The following is a 16,928-nucleotide window of genomic DNA, read 5'->3' as shown; positions in this document are numbered from 1 at the left end:
AAAACACATGGGGTAGCGTCGATGACAACAACAAACCCGCTCTGGCGTCTGGCAAGACTGCCATTGGCCGTCAGTCTCGCATCCACTCTCGCCGCTCCGGCATTCGGCGTGACCTTCAATATCGGGGAGATCGAGGGGCAATTCGACTCCTCGCTGTCCGTTGGTGCCAGCTGGTCGACTCGTGGTGCCGACCCGGATCTGATCGGGGCAAACAACGGTGGCGATGGTCTGTCGCAGACTTCCGATGATGGCCACCTGAACTTCAAGAAGGGCGAGACCTTCTCGAAGATTTTCAAGGGCATCCACGACCTCGAGCTGAAGTACGGCGACACCGGTGTCTTCGTGCGCGGCAAATACTGGTACGACTTCGAGCTGAAGGACGAACACCGCCTGTTCAAAGACATCGACGATCACGACCGTAAGGAAGGCGCTCAGGCTTCCGGTGCGCAGCTTCTCGATGCCTTCGTCTATCACAACTACGACATCGCCGATCAGCCGGGCTCGGTGCGCCTGGGCAAGCAAGTGGTGAGCTGGGGCGAGAGTACCTTTATCGGTAACTCGATCAACTCGATCAACCCAATCGATGCTTCTGCGTTCCGTCGCCCAGGCGCCGAAATTAAAGAGGGTCTGATTCCGGTCAATATGTTCTATGTCTCCCAGAGCCTGACCGAGAACCTCTCGGCTGAAGCTTTCTATCAGCTGGAGTGGGACCAGACGGTGGCGGACAACTGCGGAACCTTCTTCGCCCAACCTGATGTGATAGCAGATGGCTGTGACGACAACCTGCGGGTGCTGCGCAAGCGTTCGAGCTTGCCCGCCTTCGCCGTTGGCGCTGCGCAAGCCCTGGGCGTTGACGTCAACGAGGAAGGCGTTCTGGTTCGCCGCGGCCCGGACCGGGATGCGGATGACGACGGCCAGTATGGCTTGGCTCTGCGTTACTTCTCCGATGCTCTGGATACCGAGTTTGGCGCCTACGCCATGAACTACCACAGCCGCGCTCCAGTCTTCAGCGCCACCGGCGCGCCGCAAGCCACCTTCAACCTGGCCAATTCGCTGACGGGGGCAGCGGCGGCTTTGGCTCCGCTGTTGGTGGCAGGCAACTCGGAGTACTTCATCGAGTACCCGGAAGATATCCGCCTCTACGGCTTGAGCTTCTCCACCACGCTGCCTACGGGTACTGCCTGGAGCGGGGAGGTCAGCTATCGTCCGAATGCGCCGGTACAGCTGAACACCACAGACATCCTGTTCGCCGGTATTACGCCTGTGCGGGGGTTCGGCAACGTTTCCGTGCTGGATGGCCAAGCTGGCCAGGACCTGCATGGCTATCGCCGCAAGGAAATCACCCAGTTCCAGACCACCTTTACCCATTTCTTCGATCAGGTCATGGGTGCCTCGCGTCTGACCTTGGTGGGCGAGGTGGGCGTAAGTCATGTAGGTGGCTTGGAGCGCACTTCAGAAGCGCGTTATGGCCGGGATCCGGTGTTCGGCCCAGGCCCGCTGGATGGCACTCTCGGCGGTCTGCCGACTTGCCAGGGGCTTAACGCCGGCACCCTTGGCAGTGCGACTGCCGAAAACGTCAGCAAATACTGCGAAGACGACGGTTTCGTCACCACCACCTCCTGGGGCTACCGCGCTCGGGCGATCTGGGATTACAACGACGCCTTCGCCGGTGTCAACCTGAAGCCGAGCATCTCCTGGTCACATGACGTCGATGGTTATGGCGCCAATGGCGTGTTCAACGAAGGCAGCAAGGCCGTCAGCCTCGGTCTGGATGCGGAATACCAGAACACCTACACGAGCAGCCTGTCCTACACCGATTTCTTCGGTGGCGACTACAACACCTCGATCGATCGTGACTTCGTCGCACTCAGCTTCGGCGTGAACTTCTAAGCGGACAGGATTTTTGAGGAAGACTATGCACATGAAAACAACAAAGAGTCTGCTGCAAACCGGCGCTCTGGCGCTGTCCCTGCTGGCCACCGGTGTGATGGCGGCCGTTTCGCCTGACGAAGCTGCGAAGCTGGGCACCACCCTGACTCCGCTGGGCGCCGAGATGGCCGGTAACGCCGATGGTTCGATCCCCGCGTGGACCGGCGGCCTGCCGCAGAATGCCGGCGCCGTGGATAGCAAGGGCTTCCTGGCCGATCCGTTCGCCAGCGAGAAAGCGCTGTTCACCATCACCGCGCAAAACGTCGATCAGTACAAAGACAAGCTGACCCCTGGCCAGCTGGCGATGTTCAAGCGTTACCCGGACAGCTACAAAATCCCGGTATTCCCCACCCATCGTTCGGCGAATGTTCCGGCCAATATAGCGGCTGCCGCCAAGGCTAACGCGACGACTACCGTGTTGGTGCAGGGTGGTAACGGTCTGGATAAATTCAAAGAGGCCTATCCCTTCCCGATCCCACAGAACGGTGTAGAGGCGATCTGGAACCATATCACCCGTTATCGCGGTGGTAGCGTACGCCGTCTGGTGACGCAGGCGACGCCGCAACCGAATGGCTCGTACTCACTGGTCTACTTCCAGGACGAGTTCACCTTCCGTGCCAACCTGAAGGATTACGACGCGAGCAAGGAGAGCAACATCCTGTTCTACTTCAAGCAGCGGGTCACCGCTCCTTCGCGGTTGGCGGGTAACGTGTTGCTGGTGCATGAAACCCTCGACCAGGTCAAAGAGCCACGTCTGGCGTGGATCTACAACGCCGGTCAGCGTCGGGTGCGTCGCGCTCCGCAGGTGTCCTATGACGGCCCGGGTACCGCAGCGGACGGCCTGCGGACTTCCGATAACTTCGACTTGTACAACGGCTCGCCGGACCGCTACGACTGGAAGCTGGAAGGCAAGAAGGAAATCTACATTCCTTACAACAGCTACAAGCTCGATTCGCCGAAGCTGAAATACAGCGACCTCATCAAGGCCGGCCACATCAACCAGGATCTGAGCCGTTACGAGTTGCACCGTGTCTGGCATGTGGTGGGTACGCTGAAGTCGGGCGAGCGGCACATTTACGCCAAGCGTGACTTCTACCTCGATGAGGACACCTGGCAGGCTGCCGAGGTCGATCATTACGACGGTCGCGGTACGCTCTGGCGTGTGGCTGAGGCCCATGCCCAGTACTACTACAACACGCAAGTGCCGTGGTACACCCTGGAAAGCCTCTATGACCTGCTGTCCGGCCGTTACCTGGCGCTGGGGATGAAGAACGAGGAGAAACAATCCTACGACTTCAACTACACCGCTTCGGAAAGCGATTACACCCCGGCAGCCTTGCGTCAGGCTGGCGTGCGTTAATCCTGCCTCTTGCGACATAAAAACCGGCCCTTGGGCCGGTTTTTTAATGTCCAGTTTTTTTGTCCGGTATTTACTCGGCGAATGTTCGCGGCTCAATCACAGCCAAATTGCCAGGTAATGCCGTCATGGGGCTTCAAATGCGTTGGCCAAGCGACTAGGCTGCTGAACGTTCACGCTCCCGATGACGCAACCATGACAAGAGCCGGGTGATGACTGACCTATCCAGTTCGCAAGGCTTTACCTATCCCGCCATTCCTGCAGTTGAGGGGCGTTTTTTCCGCCCGCCGCTGCCTGTCGGCTACGTGTTGCGGCCGCGTTTGTGCGAGCGACTGGCGACCGGATTGGCCGGTCGCCTGCTGCTGATCAGCGCACCGGCCGGGTTTGGTAAAAGCTCGCTGGCCATCGAATTCTGCGAGCGCTTGCCGACCCAGTGGCAAAGCTTATGGCTTGGCCTCAGCCGCAGGGACAGCGATCCAGGGCGTTTTCTCGAACGCTTGCTGGCGGGGCTGCAACGGTTTTTCCCAGGCCTAGGTGAGGATGCGCTGGGGCTGTTGAAAATGCGCCAGCGGCACCAGCCGTTCGCTTTCGAAGAGTGGCTGGATGGTTTGCTCGATGAGCTGACCCAGCGCCTCGACCCGGCGACGCCGTTGCTGCTGGTGCTGGACGACTACCATCTGGCGCAAGGCGCGGTGCTGGATCGCTGCCTGCAATTCTTCCTCAATCACCTACCTGAAGGTTTGCTGGTGCTGGTGACCAGCCGGCAACGACCGGATTGGCATCTGGCCCGCCTGCGTCTGTCACGGCAATTGCTCGAACTGCAGGAGCAGGATTTGCGCCTGACCGTCGAGGAGTCCACTGAGCTGCTCGCCAGCCAGGGCGTCACGTTGCAAGGCGAAGCCCTCGACAGTCTGTTGCTGCGTAGCGAAGGCTGGGTCGCGGGGCTGCGTTTGTGGTTGTTGGCGGCTTCGGAGGAGGGGGATGCAGAGGGACTGGCGCATTCGCTGCACGGCGCCGATGGTTTGATTCGCGACTATCTGCTGGAAGAAGTGATCGAGAGCCAGAGCGCCGAGGTGCAAGCGTTTCTGTATGGCACGGCCTTCCTTGAGCGATTTTGCGTCGAACTCTGCGATGCGGTGCGCGAAGGCCACGACAGCGCCGCGATTCTCCAGCACTTACAGGCGCATCAGGTGTTTCTGGTGCCGCTGGATGAGCAGGGCCGCTGGTTCCGCTATCACCATCTGTTTTCCGATCTGTTACGGGCGCGCCCGGCCGTGGCCGTGTCGCAGCCTGCGGCCAGCCTGCACCTGCGTGCCTGTCGTTGGTTCAGTAGCCAGGGCTTGCTCGATGAAGCCATAGAGCAGGCGCTGCGCGCCGGTCAGCCGGATGTGGCGGCGAGTCTGGTGCAGAATCTTTCCGAGGAACAACTGCTCGGCGAGCAGAATGTGGCGATGCTACTGCGTTGGAAAATGGACCTGCCCGAGAGTTTGCTTAGCAGTACGCCGAGGTTGATTGTGCTGTACGCCTGGGCGCTGGCGTTGGCCTGCCAGCTGGATGCTGCGCAAGAGCTGGCGAGCCAGTTGTCACGTTTTCTGCCGGCGCCCTCGGCCAGGGCGCAGCGCTCGATGCTGGCGCAGTGGCTGGCCTTGAGTGGCGTGATTGCCCGTGGCCGCGGCGATAGCGCCCGTGCTGAGTCGTATTGCGGGGAGGCGTTGGCGACGCTGCCGCTGGAGCGTTTCGGCCAGCGTTTAATGTGCCTGTCGACCTTGGCCAACCTGGCGATAGTGCGCGGCGATCTGTGGCGCGCCCGCGGCCTCAACCGCGAGGCTCTGGAGCTGGCGCAGCGGGTCGGCAATCCCTTGTTCGAGGCGTTGGCGCACTACGATCGTGCGCGAGTGCTGCAGGCGCGTGGTGAGGTGTTGCGGGCGCAGGAGGAAGTGCGCCAGGGCTTGGAATGCCTGCGTGGCCTGGCGCCGCAACGCCTGTATGCGGTGCGCGCCCGGCTGACCTTGTATGAAGGCTATCTGCTGACCTTGCGGCTGCAACCCGAGGTCGCGCGCGCCCGCCTAACTGCCGGGATCGCGGAGGCGCGCGCCTGTCGCGATACCAGCCTGCTGATTGGTCACTGTGTACTAGCCAGTCTGGAAGGGCGCAGTGGGCGCTTGCCGGAAGCCTTCGCCCAGCTCGCCGAGGCCGAGCGGTTGATGCACATCTGGGACGTGCCGGCGATCTACTACCTGGCGATGATCACCCTGGTCAAATGCGAGCTCTGGTTGCTGCGCGGTCAGACGGAGCTGGCGGGCAGTTGGTTGGTGCGCCTGGCCGAAACCTACGGCGGTGAGCAGGCGGCTGCGGCGCCGGAATACCACCCGCAGTTGCCGTTGCATATCGAATTACAACGCGCCGCCCTGGAGCGGATTCAGGGGCAGGTGCCGGACGCCGAGCGCCGCTTGCGGGCCTTGAGTGCGCGTGCGCAAACCGCCGGTGGACAGTTGCTTGGGGTCATCGCGCAGGTTCAGTTGACCTTGCTGTTACGCGGCGCGGGTCGTGAGCGCGAGGCCCAGCAACAGCTGGCCAGTTGCTTGGACGCGGCCGGAGGTGGTGGCTTGTTACCCTTCAATGAGTTGCTCGTGCAGCAACCGGAGTGGTTGCGTGAGCAGCTGGCGGCGCGCCCCTCTTGTGCGCTGCGCGAGGCGTTGTTGGCGCATTTGCCGGCGTTCGATGGCGAGCCCGAGAGCATCGATAGCGGCGCTCCGGCAGAGGCCTTGAGCTCGCGCGAGTTGGCGGTGTTGAAGCTGATCGCCCAGGGTTGTTCGAATCAGGAAATCAGCGAGCGGCTGTTTATTTCCCTGCATACGGTCAAGACCCACGCCCGCCATATCAACAGCAAACTCGGCGTCGAACGGCGTACTCAGGCGGTGGCGCGGGCCAAGGGGCTGGGTTTATTGCGCTGAAACTTATTGCGCTGAAACTTATTGCGTTGAAACGGCGGAAAAAGGCGCTACCCAACCTAGGGTAGCTGCGGCGCCGACAGGTCGAGCTTAGGCGCGATCTGGTTACTGGCCTTCAGCGGCTGGGCCAGTTGCTTTTCCACATCGGCTTGGATTCCGGCCAGTACCAGTTGCAGTTCGGCCAGGCTGGCGCGCACCTCGGCATAGGGGTGCTGCTCGATCAGCTGGGCGATTCGCGCGAGGATTTCCGGGCGTACTTCGGCATTCAGGTGGACGAACAGTTCCGGCAATTGCTTACCGATCTCGGCGGCATACAGCAGCAGATCCTCACGGCCGAATTGCTTGGTCAGGCCCAGGTAATCCAGCGCGCTGGAGGTCAGCATGGCCGCCGCTGCCTTGGTTTCCTGCAGGCCCTGCAGGCGCACGGGGTTGCTCTGCTCGCCTTGCGAGAGCGTCATCCAGAACTCGGTGGTGAGGGTGAACAGCACCGCTTGCTGACGTAGCGAGTAGGTCATCAGCCCCAGCGCCTCGGCGCCATAAGGCTGCTGTACTGCGCGAAAGTCGAAGTACAGACGCATCAATTCCTTGAGCTGGAACAGCGCCTCGCGGGCGCCGTTTTGCCGCAACTCCAGCGGCGCATAGATATTCAGCTGCGGGCGAAAATTCTCCTCGCTGACCATGCGCTGATAGATCGGCCCGGTGAATTCGCCACTGCGTCGTGGCAGGGCGTTGGCCTGGGTGCTGTCGATCTGCTGCAACGCCTCGATCAACTGCTGGTAATCGGCACTGCTCCAGGGCTTTTGAATATCCGGAATCTTCTGCCCGAGGTAGAACAGCTCGGCAGCCGGGAGCGAGCGCGCCACGACCAGCAAAAGGATGGCCAGCGGCCAGAGCAGGCGGCGTGTTAGCTTCATCGACAAAGAAGATTCCGGCGGGAAAGGGCGTGCACAAGAGTAACCAGCTCGGGTGGCGCCGTCACCCGGGCCTAGGTTGGGAGTTGTGCGCGATGGAGCTGGAGCGAGCCGAGCAAGGGGCGGTGCGGGCGGTATTCGAGGATCTGGGTGGCTATGGTGCGGTCGCCCGGCAGCAGGGCGAGTCGGCTGACGGACCCTTGGTCGGGCATTTGCAGCGCATCAACATCCAACTGGCGGCGATCCCGCTGTTTGCCCGCAAGGGGCTGGCGGATACCACGGTAAATGACCTGCTCGATGCGGCGAAGGTGTCGCGGCGGACCTTCTATAAATACTTCGCGAACAAGATGGAGGTGCTCGAAGGCATCTACCAGACCGCAGTGCTTCTACTGCTGGCGCGCTTTCGCGACCTGCAAAACGCCGCCGGCAGCCCGCAAGCCTGGCTGCACGACATGGTCACGTGCTTCTTCGACTATCACCTGGCGGTCGGCCCGATCATCCGTCTGATGCAGGAAGAGGCGCTGCGTGCGGACTCCCCACTGGCGCCGCACCGTCAACGCGCGCATCTGGAAATGGTGAGTTTGCTGGTGGAGCGCCTGGAGGGTTCGAGCGGTGTGCGCGATCCGCTGACCTATCGCGCGCTGATCTGGGCGCTGGAAGCGGCTTCTTTGGAGCTGCTCGGCCGGTCAGCCGCGCGGGTAGAAATCGAACATGCCATGGCGGTCTTGAGCGATCTGCTCATCGCCTCCCTGTGCCCGCCCACAACCTAGGTTAGGCGTCAGCCCGCGGCGCGCGTGGGCTGCTGCAGGTCAACCGCGAGGAGCTGCATGGCACGGCCAGCGCCGGTCGCGGCGATCAAGGCGCCGACGCTGCTGATGTGGGGCGAGCGTGACCGCTGGATTTCGCCCAAGCCTGTGCCGTTGTGGCAGCGCGATCTGCCGGGGATTCAGGTGAAAACCTACCCGGGTGTCGGGCATATTCCGATGGAGGAAATTCCCGAGCAAAGCGCGGCGGATGCCTTGCGTTTTTTGCAGGAGTGAAGCGTTAACACGACCGCTAGGATCTGCAGTGCAAGCAAGCGCTATGGCACCAAGGAAAGGCCCCGAATGGGGCCTTTTGCCGATCAGCCGGCTTGAGGGGCAATCAGGCCGGCTGCGGCTCGAGCTCCGCGCGGGAGCGGTACAGCAGCTCAAGGTTGTCATGCTGCCAGGGGTGGAAGCCGGCCTTGAAGAAGTCCAGGTAGGTGCCGATCAAGGGGCGGAACACGCCTTCCTTGCCCCACATCCACTGGATGCCATCGCGCCAGACGCGCCAGTTTCACAGCAGGCCATCTTGCTTGAGCATGTGCGCCAGGCCGGGCTGGTATCCAGCACGAAGAAGAAGGTGCCCATCAGCATTGCGCGGCGCAGCAGTTTGCGGTCGCCGCAGACCTGATTGAACACATCGAAGGCCACGGCCTTGTGCTCGGTTTCTTCCAGGGCATGCCAGCGCCACAAGCGGATCAGTGAGTCGTTGCTTAACCAGGGTCGCACTATGGGTGGGGCGGTCGGGCTGGAAAAGGTTATCAGCAGCCAATGTTAAGGTTATTTGTGGCCAGGGCGGCGCGCCATAGCACGGCAGAAAAACATGAGGCCCCGGTTGGGGCCTCAGGCATACGTGGGTCGTTTAGGCGGCTTTCGGCTGGGGGTCGAACTCCAGGCGATACTGCTCGACCAGGTGCAGGTTGTCGTGCTGCCAGGGGTGGAAGTTGCCGCGGTAGAAATCCAGGTAAACGCCGACCAGTTGGCGGTAGATGCCATCCTTGCCCCACAGCCAGGTCAGGCCATCGCGCCAGACCCGCCAATTCCACAGCAGGCCATCGCGCTTGAGCATGTGTACCAGCCCCTTGAAGGTGTCGAGGGTGAAGAAGACCGTGCTCTGCAACATCGCCCGCCGCCGCAGCCATTTGCTGCCACAGACGGCCTGATACACGTCGAACGCCACGGCTTTGTGCTCGGTCTCTTCCAGCGCATGCCAGCGCCAGAGTTTGGCCATGGTCGGGTCGGCGCCGTCCAACCAGCGCGGATTTTTCAGCACGGCGTCGGCCATGATTGCGGTCAGGTGCTCGACGGCGCAGGTGGCGGCCAGTTGCAGCTTGGCGGGCAGGTGTTTTTTCACGAAGCTCAGCCGGCGGTTCAGCCCGCGCTCCAGGTAGTCCACGTCATAACCCAGTTCGCGCAGCCGCTGGCTGTACCCCTCGTGCTCGCGGCTGTGATGGCCTTCCTGACCGATGAAGCCGCGAATCTGCTCCTGCAGCACTGGGTCGTCGATCTGCTGGCGGAACAAGCGCACCGAGTCGATGAAGAAACGCTCGCCATCGGGGAACAGCACCGACATGGCGTTGAAGGTGTGGGTTTTGAAGGCATCGCCGCTGTGCCAGTGGCGGGGCAGCGGGTTTGGCAGATCGAAGTCCAGTTGCCGTGGGCGGATTTCCAAACCTTGGGGGGTGGTACTGAGCATACGGACTCCCAGAGTATCGTTAGGACTATGGTACGACTATGAGCTTGCCGGCCTTTGCCGGACAAGGTTATCTTCAGCCAAAATTCGGGTCATATCCGGCCATGTTCTTCAGCCAGAGCCGATAAAAATAATAATGATGAAGCCGCCGCCAGCATGAAACAGCCGTTGAATTTCACCGCCGAACTGGTCCCGATGGCTTACGTCGACGCGCTGCTCGATCTGGCCGAGGAACTCGGTCTGCCGCGCGCCGAGCTGCTGGCTGCGGCGCGGGTCAAGCCGCAGGTGCTGGACAATCCGAAGGGCCGCCTGTCCTTTATCGACTTCAACCTGCTGGCCAGCGTCGCGCTGCTGCGTTGCAACGAGCCGGCGCTGGGACTGGTGCTGGGGCAGCGGCTGAACGTCTCGACCCACGGCATACTCGGCTATGCGGTACTGTCCAGTGCCAATCTGGGCAAGGCCATCCAGTTCGCCCTCAAGTACTACCGGGTGCTCGGCCTGGCGTTCGAATTGGAGATGGTCGAGGAGGGCGAGCGGGTCGAATTGCGCGCCAGTGAGTCGATGCCGCTGGGCGCGCTCAGCCGCTTTGCCGCCGAAGGTTTGCTGAGCAGCCTGCACAGCATCGCGCACTTCCTGGTCGGCGAGGCGATGCAGGGGGTCGAGGTGGGGTTTGCCTATCCCGCGCCGGCTTATGCGGCGCGCTATCGGGAGGTCTTTGGCGCCGCGGTGTCGTTCGAGCAGCCCTACCACCGCATGAGTCTGCCGAAGGCTTACCTCGAGCGGCCGATGGCCCTGGCCAACCCGGCCACGGTGCAAATGTGCGAGCAGCAATGCGAGGCGCTGCTGGCCAGCCTGGACGTTCAGGATGGTCTGCTGACGCGGGTGCGCCGCCTGTTGCTAGCGCGGCCGGGTGACTTTCCCGACCTGGGCAGCGCCGCAGAGGCCCTGCACACCAGCGGCCGCAGCTTGCGGCGGCACCTGTCACTGATGGGTACCAGCTACCAACAGGTGTTGGATGAAGTGCGCAAGCGCCTGGCCCTGCAGTACCTGACCACCACCCACCTGCCGCTGTACGAGATCGCCTACCTGCTGGGTTTCAGCGACCCCTCGAACTTTCGCCGGGCGTTCAAGAAGTGGACGGGAAAGTTACCGAGCGATTACCGTGCCGAACCCTGATTCCATTCCCGTAGCAAGCGGGCACTCTATAGGTAGCACTTGCCATATTAAGTGAGAGTGCCTGCGCGCAGCCTTCGTGCACCCCCATGATCTGCACGGGGAACGATTTTTTTGGAGATGCCGTGATGAACCAGCCCACTTTGATTCGCGAAACCTTCCCCGTCGGGCCTTTGCAGTGCAACTGCACGATCATCGGCGATCCGATTAGCAAGAAGGCCATAGTGGTCGATCCCGGCGGCAATCCCGACTTGATCATGGCGCGCTTAGAAGCTCACGGCTTGCAGGTGGTCAGCATCATCCATACCCATGCGCATCTGGATCATTTCCTGGCTTCCGGGCAGATGAAGGAGAAGACCGGCGCCACCTTGCATCTGCATCAGGACGATCAGTTCCTCTGGGATAACCTGGAGATGCAGTGCCGCATGTTCGGTGTGCCTTACACCCCGGTGCCGGCGCCGGATCAGTGGCTGCACGATGACGAGGAACTGGCCTGTGGCTGCGGCGTGGCGCTGCACACGCCCGGCCATACACCCGGCTCGATGAGTTTCTGGTTTCCCCAGGCCAAGCTGTTGATTGCCGGCGACACCCTGTTTCGCCGCGGCATCGGCCGCACGGACCTGTGGGGGGGCGACTACCCGACCATCGAACGCTCGATCAAGCAGCGCCTGTATAGCCTGGATGAGGATGCGACCGTGGTCACCGGCCACGGCCCGGAGACGCGTCTGGGCGATGAAATGCGCGAAAATCCCTTTGTCCGTGCCTAAGAACTGCTGAACGGAATTTCTGGCCCCGGCCATGCTCTAATTACTCGCGGCCCACTGGGGCTGAAAAAAATATCCAGGAGTAGAGTTCATGTTCATTTCGCGTCGTCTGATCATCGCCGCTACCGCAGTGGCCCTGTTGGCCGGCTGTGCTTCGCAAAACCCCTACGACAACCAGCCGCCCAGCTCGAACAAAACCGCCAAATACGGTGGGCTAGGTGCGCTGGCCGGTGCCGCGGCGGGGGCGTTGATCAGTCATGACGACCGCGGCAAGGGCGCGCTGATCGGCGCCGCCGTCGGTGCCGCCGCCGGTGGTGGTTATGGTTATTACGCCGATAAGCAGGAAGCCGAGTTGCGCCGCAGCATGCAAGGCACGGGTGTCGAGGTGCAGCGCCAGGGCGACCAGATCAAGCTGATCATGCCCGGCAATATCACCTTCGCCACCGACTCCTCCGATATCGCCAGTAACTTCTATTCGCCGCTGAACAACCTGGCGACCTCGTTCAAGCAGTTCAACGAGAACAGCATCGAGATCGTCGGTTTCACCGATAGCACCGGCAGCCGGCAGCACAACATGGATCTGTCGCAGCGTCGCGCGCAGAGCGTGTCCAACTATCTGAGCTCGCAAGGGGTCGATGGCTCGCGCCTGTCTACCCGTGGCGCTGGCCCGGATCAGCCGATTGCCAGCAACGCCAACGCCGAAGGCCGTGCGCAGAACCGGCGGGTCGAGGTCAATCTGCGCCCGCTAGCGGGGCAGCAACAGTCCCAGCCGCAATACTAATAAGCCTTCCCGCTGCGCCCAAGGCCTCCTGATTTGGAGGCCTTGTCGTTTCTGGCTTAGCCGCGGGGGCAAGGCAGCTGTTGACTCGCTTGAGCCATAGCGCAGGCTTAAGGCGCCGGCGGGAACTGCTGATGCAGCCGTGCCAGCTGCGCGTCCTTGGCTTCCCACAGTTGGTTGACCCACTGCTGGAAGGCCAGGCGGTATTGCTCGTCCTGGTCGTAATTCTTGCCGATGAACTGCCGCGGAATTTCCTGCTGTTCGACACGCACCACGATCTGCTCGATCTGCCCGGACAGTAGACTCCAGAAGCTCGGCTTGCCTTGCGGGTAGTGAACGGTGACGTTGACCAGCGAGGTCAGCTGCTCGCCCATGGCGTCCAACACGAAGGCAATGCCACCGGCCTTGGGTTTGAGCAGGTACCGGAAAGGCGACTCCTGTTGGTCGTGCTTGGCCGGGGTGAAGCGCGTGCCTTCGAGGAAGTTGAACACCGAGACCGGGTTGGTCTTGTAACGCTCGCAGGCCTTGCGTGTGGTGGCCAGGTCCTGGCCGCGCTTTTCCGGGTACTTTTTCAGGTAGTCCTTGCTGAAACGTTTCATAAAGGGAAACTCCAGCGCCCACCAGCACAGGCCGATCACCGGCACCCAGATCAGTTCGCGCTTGAGGAAAAACTTCAAAAAAGGCGCGCGGCGGTTGAGCTGGTATTGCAGCACCAGGATGTCCACCCAGCTCTGGTGATTGCTGGTGACCAAGTAGGTGTGGTGCAGGTCCAGGCCTTCGAGCCCTTGCACATCCCAGCGAGTGCGACCCGCCGCGTCCATCCAGGTTTTATTGACGCTAATCCAGCTTTCGGCCGACCAGTGCATGGCGACGTTGATCAGCCGTCTGGCGGCCTGGAAGGGCAGCAGTGCCTTGACCAGTGCGCCGATGAACAGCGGCCAGCAAAAAATCAGGGTATTGAACGCCAACAACAGCGTGGCAATCGAACCTTTAAGCGGAGCAGGCAGAAGACGCAGCATGGGGGCAAGGGCCTCCAAAAAAAGGGGGGGCGGTTTGGCCCGCCCGGGATCGTTATTAACTGGCCCGCGTGTTCTTTGCGCGCAAGGGGCCAAGTGGCGGCACAGGGTAACCTGCGCTCGGTGAACTGCAAGCCTGACCAACAGCTTGTTTACGCCAGAATTGCGGGCGTTCTATGCCGGCAAGTTGGCCGCCTGGATCGCGGTCAGGGCGATGGTGTAGACGATGTCATCGACCAGCGCGCCGCGGGACAGGTCGTTCACCGGTTTGCGCAGGCCCTGCAACATCGGCCCGACGCTGATGCAGTTGGCGCTGCGTTGCACGGCTTTGTAGGTGGTGTTGCCGGTGTTCAGGTCGGGGAACACGAACACCGTGGCGTGGCCGGCCACTGGGCTGTTCGGCGCTTTTTGCCGGCCGACGCTGTCGATCGCCGCCGCGTCGTACTGCAAGGGCCCATCCAGCAGCAGCTCGGGGCGAGCCAGGCGGGCCAGGCGGGTCGCCTCGCGGACTTTTTCCACCTCGTCGCCACTGCCGGAATCACCGGTGGAGTAACTGATCATCGCCACGCGCGGCTCGATGCCGAAGGCCGTGGCCGAGTCGGCACTTTGCAGGGCGATTTCCGCCAGCTCCGCCGCGCTTGGATCGGGGTTCACCGCGCAGTCGCCATAGACCACCACCTGATCGGGCAACAGCATGAAGAACACCGAGGACACCAGGTTGTAGCCGGGTGCGGTTTTGATCAGTTGCAAGGCCGGGCGGATGGTGCTGGCGGTGGTGTGGATAGCACCGGAGACCAGGCCGTCCACCTCGTCCAAGGCCAGCATCATGGTGCCGAGCATCACCGAATCTTCCAGTTGCTGCGTGGCCATGGGCGCGTTCAGGCCCTTGCCTTTGCGCAGCTCGACCATCGGCGCCACATAGCGGTTGCGAATCAGGTCCGGGTCAAGGATCTCCAGGCCCGGCGGCAGTTCGATGCCGTGGGCGCGGGCGACGATCTGCACCTCTTCCGGCTTGGCCAGCAGCACGCAGCGGGCGATGCCCCGGGCCTGGCAGATCGCCGCGGCCTGCACGGTGCGCGGCTCGCTGCCTTCCGGCAGGACGATGCGTTTGTTCGCGGCTTGCGCGCGTTGCACCAACTGGTAGCGAAACGCCGGTGGCGACATGCGCAACTCGCGCGGCTCGCCGCAGCGTTGGCGCAGCCACTGGTAGTCGATATGGCTGGCGACGAAGTCGCTAACCCGCTCCGCGCGCTCGCGGTCGTCGACCGGGATTTCCTTGTTCAGGCGGTTCAGGTTGGTTGCCGTGTCGTAGGAACCGGTGGTGACCGAAAGCACCGGCAAGCCGCTTTGCAGCGCGCCGCGACAGAGCTCCATGATCCGTGGGTCGGGCGCAAAGTCGCTGCACAGCAGCAGCCCGGCCAACGGCATGCCATTCATCGCCGCCAGGCTGGCCGCGAGGATGATGTCGTCGCGGTCCCCCGGGGTGACCACCAATACGCCGGGCTTGAGCAACTGCACGGTGTTGGCCACGGCGCGGGCACAGAGCACGATCTTCAGCATCCGGCGTTGCTCATAGTCGCCGGCGTTGATCACCCGCGCGCCCAGCAGGTCGGCGATATCGCGGGTGCGCGGGGCGTTCAGTTGCTCCTGCCAAGGGATGCAGCCGAGCAGGCGGAAGTCGTCGGTTTTCAGCAGCGGCGAGAGCTCCTTGAGGCGCGCGGCGAAGGCGTCGATACCGTCCGTACTGCGCACCTTGTTGAGAATCACGCCGAGCACTTTCGGGTCTTGCGGCCCGCCGAACAGCTGGGCCTGGATTTCGATGCGGTCGGACAGTTCGCTCAGGGGTTCATCTTCCGGCGCCGAGACCAGAATCACTTCGGCGTCCAGGCTCTTGGCCAGGTGGAAGTTGACCCGTGCCGCATAGCTGGCGTGCCGGGTCGGCACCATGCCCTCGACTATCACCACATCCTTATCCGCCGCCGCCTGCTGGTACAGGCTGATGATTTGTTCCAGCAGTTCATCCAGTTGGCCGTCACCGAGCATCCGCTCGACCTGGGCCAAGCTCAGCGGTTGCGGTGAGTGCAGGCCATGGGTGCGGGCGATCAGCGCGCTGGAGCGCTCCGGGCCGAGATCGCCGGGATGCGGTTGGGCGATGGGTTTGAAGAAGCCGACCTTCAGTCCGGCGCGTTCGAGGGCGCCGACCAGGCCGAGGCTGATGGAGGTGAGGCCGACGCCGAAGCCGGTCGGGGCGATAAAAAAGGTCTGCATGTCATTTCCTGTGTGGGGGCGAATTCATTCGCCCGCTGGGGTCACGCTAGGCGAATCAATTCGCCGCTACAGGTTTGCTTCAGTTACAGGTTTGCCTCAGTTAGTCAGCAACGCCAGGGTGTCCAGGGCGATCTGGCGCTCCTCGTTGGTCGGCACCACCAGCACGCGCGGGTGGCCGTAAGCCTGGATCGGCCCGGCGACGCCACGGATGCAGCGGGCGTTGGCCTGCGGGTCGAGCGCGAGGTTGAGCAACTTGAGATGGGCCACGGTTTTGCTGCGAATCAGCGCTGAATTCTCGCCGATACCGCCGGTGAAGATCAGCCCGTCCAGTTGCGGCAGGGCACAGCTCATCGCCGCCAGGGACTTGGCCAGGCGATAGCAAAATACCTCGATGGCCAGGGTCGCACCGGCATGACCTTGCTCGCGCGCCTGCTCCAGGCTGCGCATGTCATGGGACAGGCCGGACAAGCCTTGCAAGCCGCTGTCGTGATTGAGCATCCGTTCGATCTGCTCCAGGCTCCAACCGAGGGTACGGGCCAGATGGCTGTGCAGGTTGGGGTCGACATCACCGCTGCGGGTGCCCATCGCCAAGCCTTCCAGCGGGGTCAGGCCCATGCTGGTGTCACGGCTTTGGCCGTTGACGATGGCGCAGGTCGAGCAACCGTTGCCCAGGTGCGCCGACAGCCAACTGCTGTCGCCCAGCGCCAGGCCGGCCAGCTCGGCCGCGCGATGGCTGACGTAGCGGTGGCTGGTGCCGTGGAAGCCATAACGGCGCACGCCATGCTCGCGGTACAGCGGCTCCGGCAGGGCGTAGCGATAGGCGTATGCGGGCAGGGTCTGGTGGAAGGCGGTGTCGAATACCGCGACCTGGATCAGGTTCGGGTAGAGCTTGATGGCCGCCTCGATGCCCAGCAGGTTGGCCGGGTTATGCAGTGGCGCCAAGGGCGCGGTGGCCTGGATCGCCGCCAATACCTGCGCGTCGATTTTGCGGGCGCTGGTGAAGCGTTCGCCGCCGTGCACCACGCGGTGACCGATGCCGTGCAACTTGCCGCCCGCCGCGCCGTGCGCCAACGGCAGCAACTGCGAGAGCGCGGCGCGGTGGTCGGCATTGGGGATCATCAGGCTGTCCCTTTCGCCACCGCGCTGCCAGTGCAGCACGGCCTCATGGCTGCCCAGGCGTTCGGCGATACCGCTCAGGGAAAACTGCGAGTGGGCCTCGTTGACCAAGGCGAACTTGATCGACGAGCTGCCACAGTTGATCACCAGAATATTGCGTGCAGGCATC

12 protein-coding genes and 2 pseudogenes are annotated in these 16,928 nt (G+C 62.6%); 8 read left to right on the top strand and 6 right to left on the bottom strand.

Going from position 1 to position 16,928, the window contains the following annotated elements; translation table 11 throughout:
- Positions 1-21 precede the first annotated feature (21 nt).
- The 3 genes from FFS12_RS17720 (at position 22) to FFS12_RS17710 (ending at position 6,240) form a co-directional block, all read left to right on the top strand.
- Positions 22-1,890: a DUF1302 domain-containing protein gene (locus FFS12_RS17720; RefSeq protein WP_137888757.1), complete on the top strand. Its 1,869-nt coding sequence runs from the start codon at positions 22-24 to the stop codon at positions 1,888-1,890.
- Between the two features lie 31 nt (positions 1,891-1,921).
- The gene (locus FFS12_RS17715; protein ID WP_137888754.1) at positions 1,922-3,289 is read left to right on the top strand and encodes a DUF1329 domain-containing protein; all 1,368 of its coding nucleotides are present in this window, start codon (positions 1,922-1,924) and stop codon (positions 3,287-3,289) included.
- A gap of 209 nt (positions 3,290-3,498) precedes the next feature.
- Positions 3,499-6,240 carry a LuxR C-terminal-related transcriptional regulator gene (locus tag FFS12_RS17710; protein ID WP_137888752.1) on the top strand — a complete coding sequence of 914 codons (2,742 nt, stop codon included), beginning with the start codon at positions 3,499-3,501 and terminating at the stop codon, positions 6,238-6,240.
- 56 nt (positions 6,241-6,296) lie between these two features.
- Here FFS12_RS17710 and FFS12_RS17705 read toward each other — a convergent pair whose 3' ends face one another.
- Positions 6,297-7,151, bottom strand: a complete 855-nt coding sequence (locus tag FFS12_RS17705) for a hypothetical protein (protein ID WP_137888751.1) — start codon at positions 7,149-7,151, stop codon at positions 6,297-6,299.
- Positions 7,152-7,243: 92 nt separating this feature from the next.
- On the opposite strand from FFS12_RS17705, the gene FFS12_RS17700 reads away from it, so the two are divergent.
- Together FFS12_RS17700 and FFS12_RS17695 are read left to right on the top strand one after the other, a co-directional pair.
- Complete coding sequence (locus FFS12_RS17700) at positions 7,244-7,918, top strand: TetR/AcrR family transcriptional regulator (RefSeq protein WP_137888749.1); 675 nt, start codon at positions 7,244-7,246, stop codon at positions 7,916-7,918.
- Between the two features lie 23 nt (positions 7,919-7,941).
- A pseudogene (locus FFS12_RS17695) lies at positions 7,942-8,188 on the top strand (alpha/beta fold hydrolase); the annotation flags it as partial.
- Between the two features lie 103 nt (positions 8,189-8,291).
- On the opposite strand, the pseudogene FFS12_RS17690 reads toward FFS12_RS17695, so the two are convergent.
- Positions 8,292-8,671: pseudogene (locus FFS12_RS17690) on the bottom strand (metal-dependent hydrolase); the annotation flags it as partial.
- A gap of 142 nt (positions 8,672-8,813) precedes the next feature.
- Entirely contained in the window at positions 8,814-9,647 is an 834-nt protein-coding gene (locus FFS12_RS17685) for a metal-dependent hydrolase (RefSeq protein WP_137888747.1), read from the bottom strand.
- Positions 9,648-9,800: 153 nt separating this feature from the next.
- On the opposite strand from FFS12_RS17685, the gene FFS12_RS17680 reads away from it, so the two are divergent.
- The 3 genes from FFS12_RS17680 (at position 9,801) to FFS12_RS17670 (ending at position 12,362) form a co-directional block, all read left to right on the top strand.
- Positions 9,801-10,820, top strand: a complete 1,020-nt coding sequence (locus FFS12_RS17680) for an AraC family transcriptional regulator (RefSeq protein ID WP_137888745.1) — start codon at positions 9,801-9,803, stop codon at positions 10,818-10,820.
- Positions 10,821-10,945: 125 nt separating this feature from the next.
- Complete coding sequence (locus FFS12_RS17675) at positions 10,946-11,584, top strand: MBL fold metallo-hydrolase (RefSeq protein ID WP_137888743.1); 639 nt, start codon at positions 10,946-10,948, stop codon at positions 11,582-11,584.
- Between the two features lie 88 nt (positions 11,585-11,672).
- Complete coding sequence (locus tag FFS12_RS17670; RefSeq protein WP_137888741.1) at positions 11,673-12,362, top strand: OmpA family protein; 690 nt, start codon at positions 11,673-11,675, stop codon at positions 12,360-12,362.
- 107 nt (positions 12,363-12,469) lie between these two features.
- Here the strand turns inward: FFS12_RS17670 and FFS12_RS17665 are convergent, their stop codons facing one another.
- The 3 genes from FFS12_RS17665 to FFS12_RS17655 all read right to left on the bottom strand — a co-directional run bounded on the left by FFS12_RS17665 (position 12,470) and on the right by FFS12_RS17655 (position 16,927).
- Positions 12,470-13,378, bottom strand: coding sequence for an acyltransferase (locus tag FFS12_RS17665; RefSeq protein ID WP_137888739.1), 909 nt, complete (start codon positions 13,376-13,378; stop codon positions 12,470-12,472).
- 171 nt (positions 13,379-13,549) lie between these two features.
- On the bottom strand, positions 13,550-15,643 hold the full coding sequence (pta, locus tag FFS12_RS17660; RefSeq protein ID WP_137888737.1) for a phosphate acetyltransferase: 2,094 nt from the start codon (positions 15,641-15,643) through the stop codon (positions 13,550-13,552).
- A 96-nt stretch (positions 15,644-15,739) separates the two neighbouring features.
- Positions 15,740-16,927 (bottom strand): acetate kinase, encoded by a 1,188-nt coding sequence (locus tag FFS12_RS17655; RefSeq protein WP_137888735.1) that lies wholly within the window; start codon positions 16,925-16,927, stop codon positions 15,740-15,742.
- Between the last annotated feature and the right edge of the window lies 1 nt (position 16,928).

The organism is Pseudomonas sp. 2FE, from assembly GCF_005503735.1.
GTDB lineage: Bacteria > Pseudomonadota > Gammaproteobacteria > Pseudomonadales > Pseudomonadaceae > Aquipseudomonas.
The sequence above is the reverse complement of the archived record's forward strand: the minus strand, read 5'-3'. Positions and strand labels throughout refer to the sequence as shown.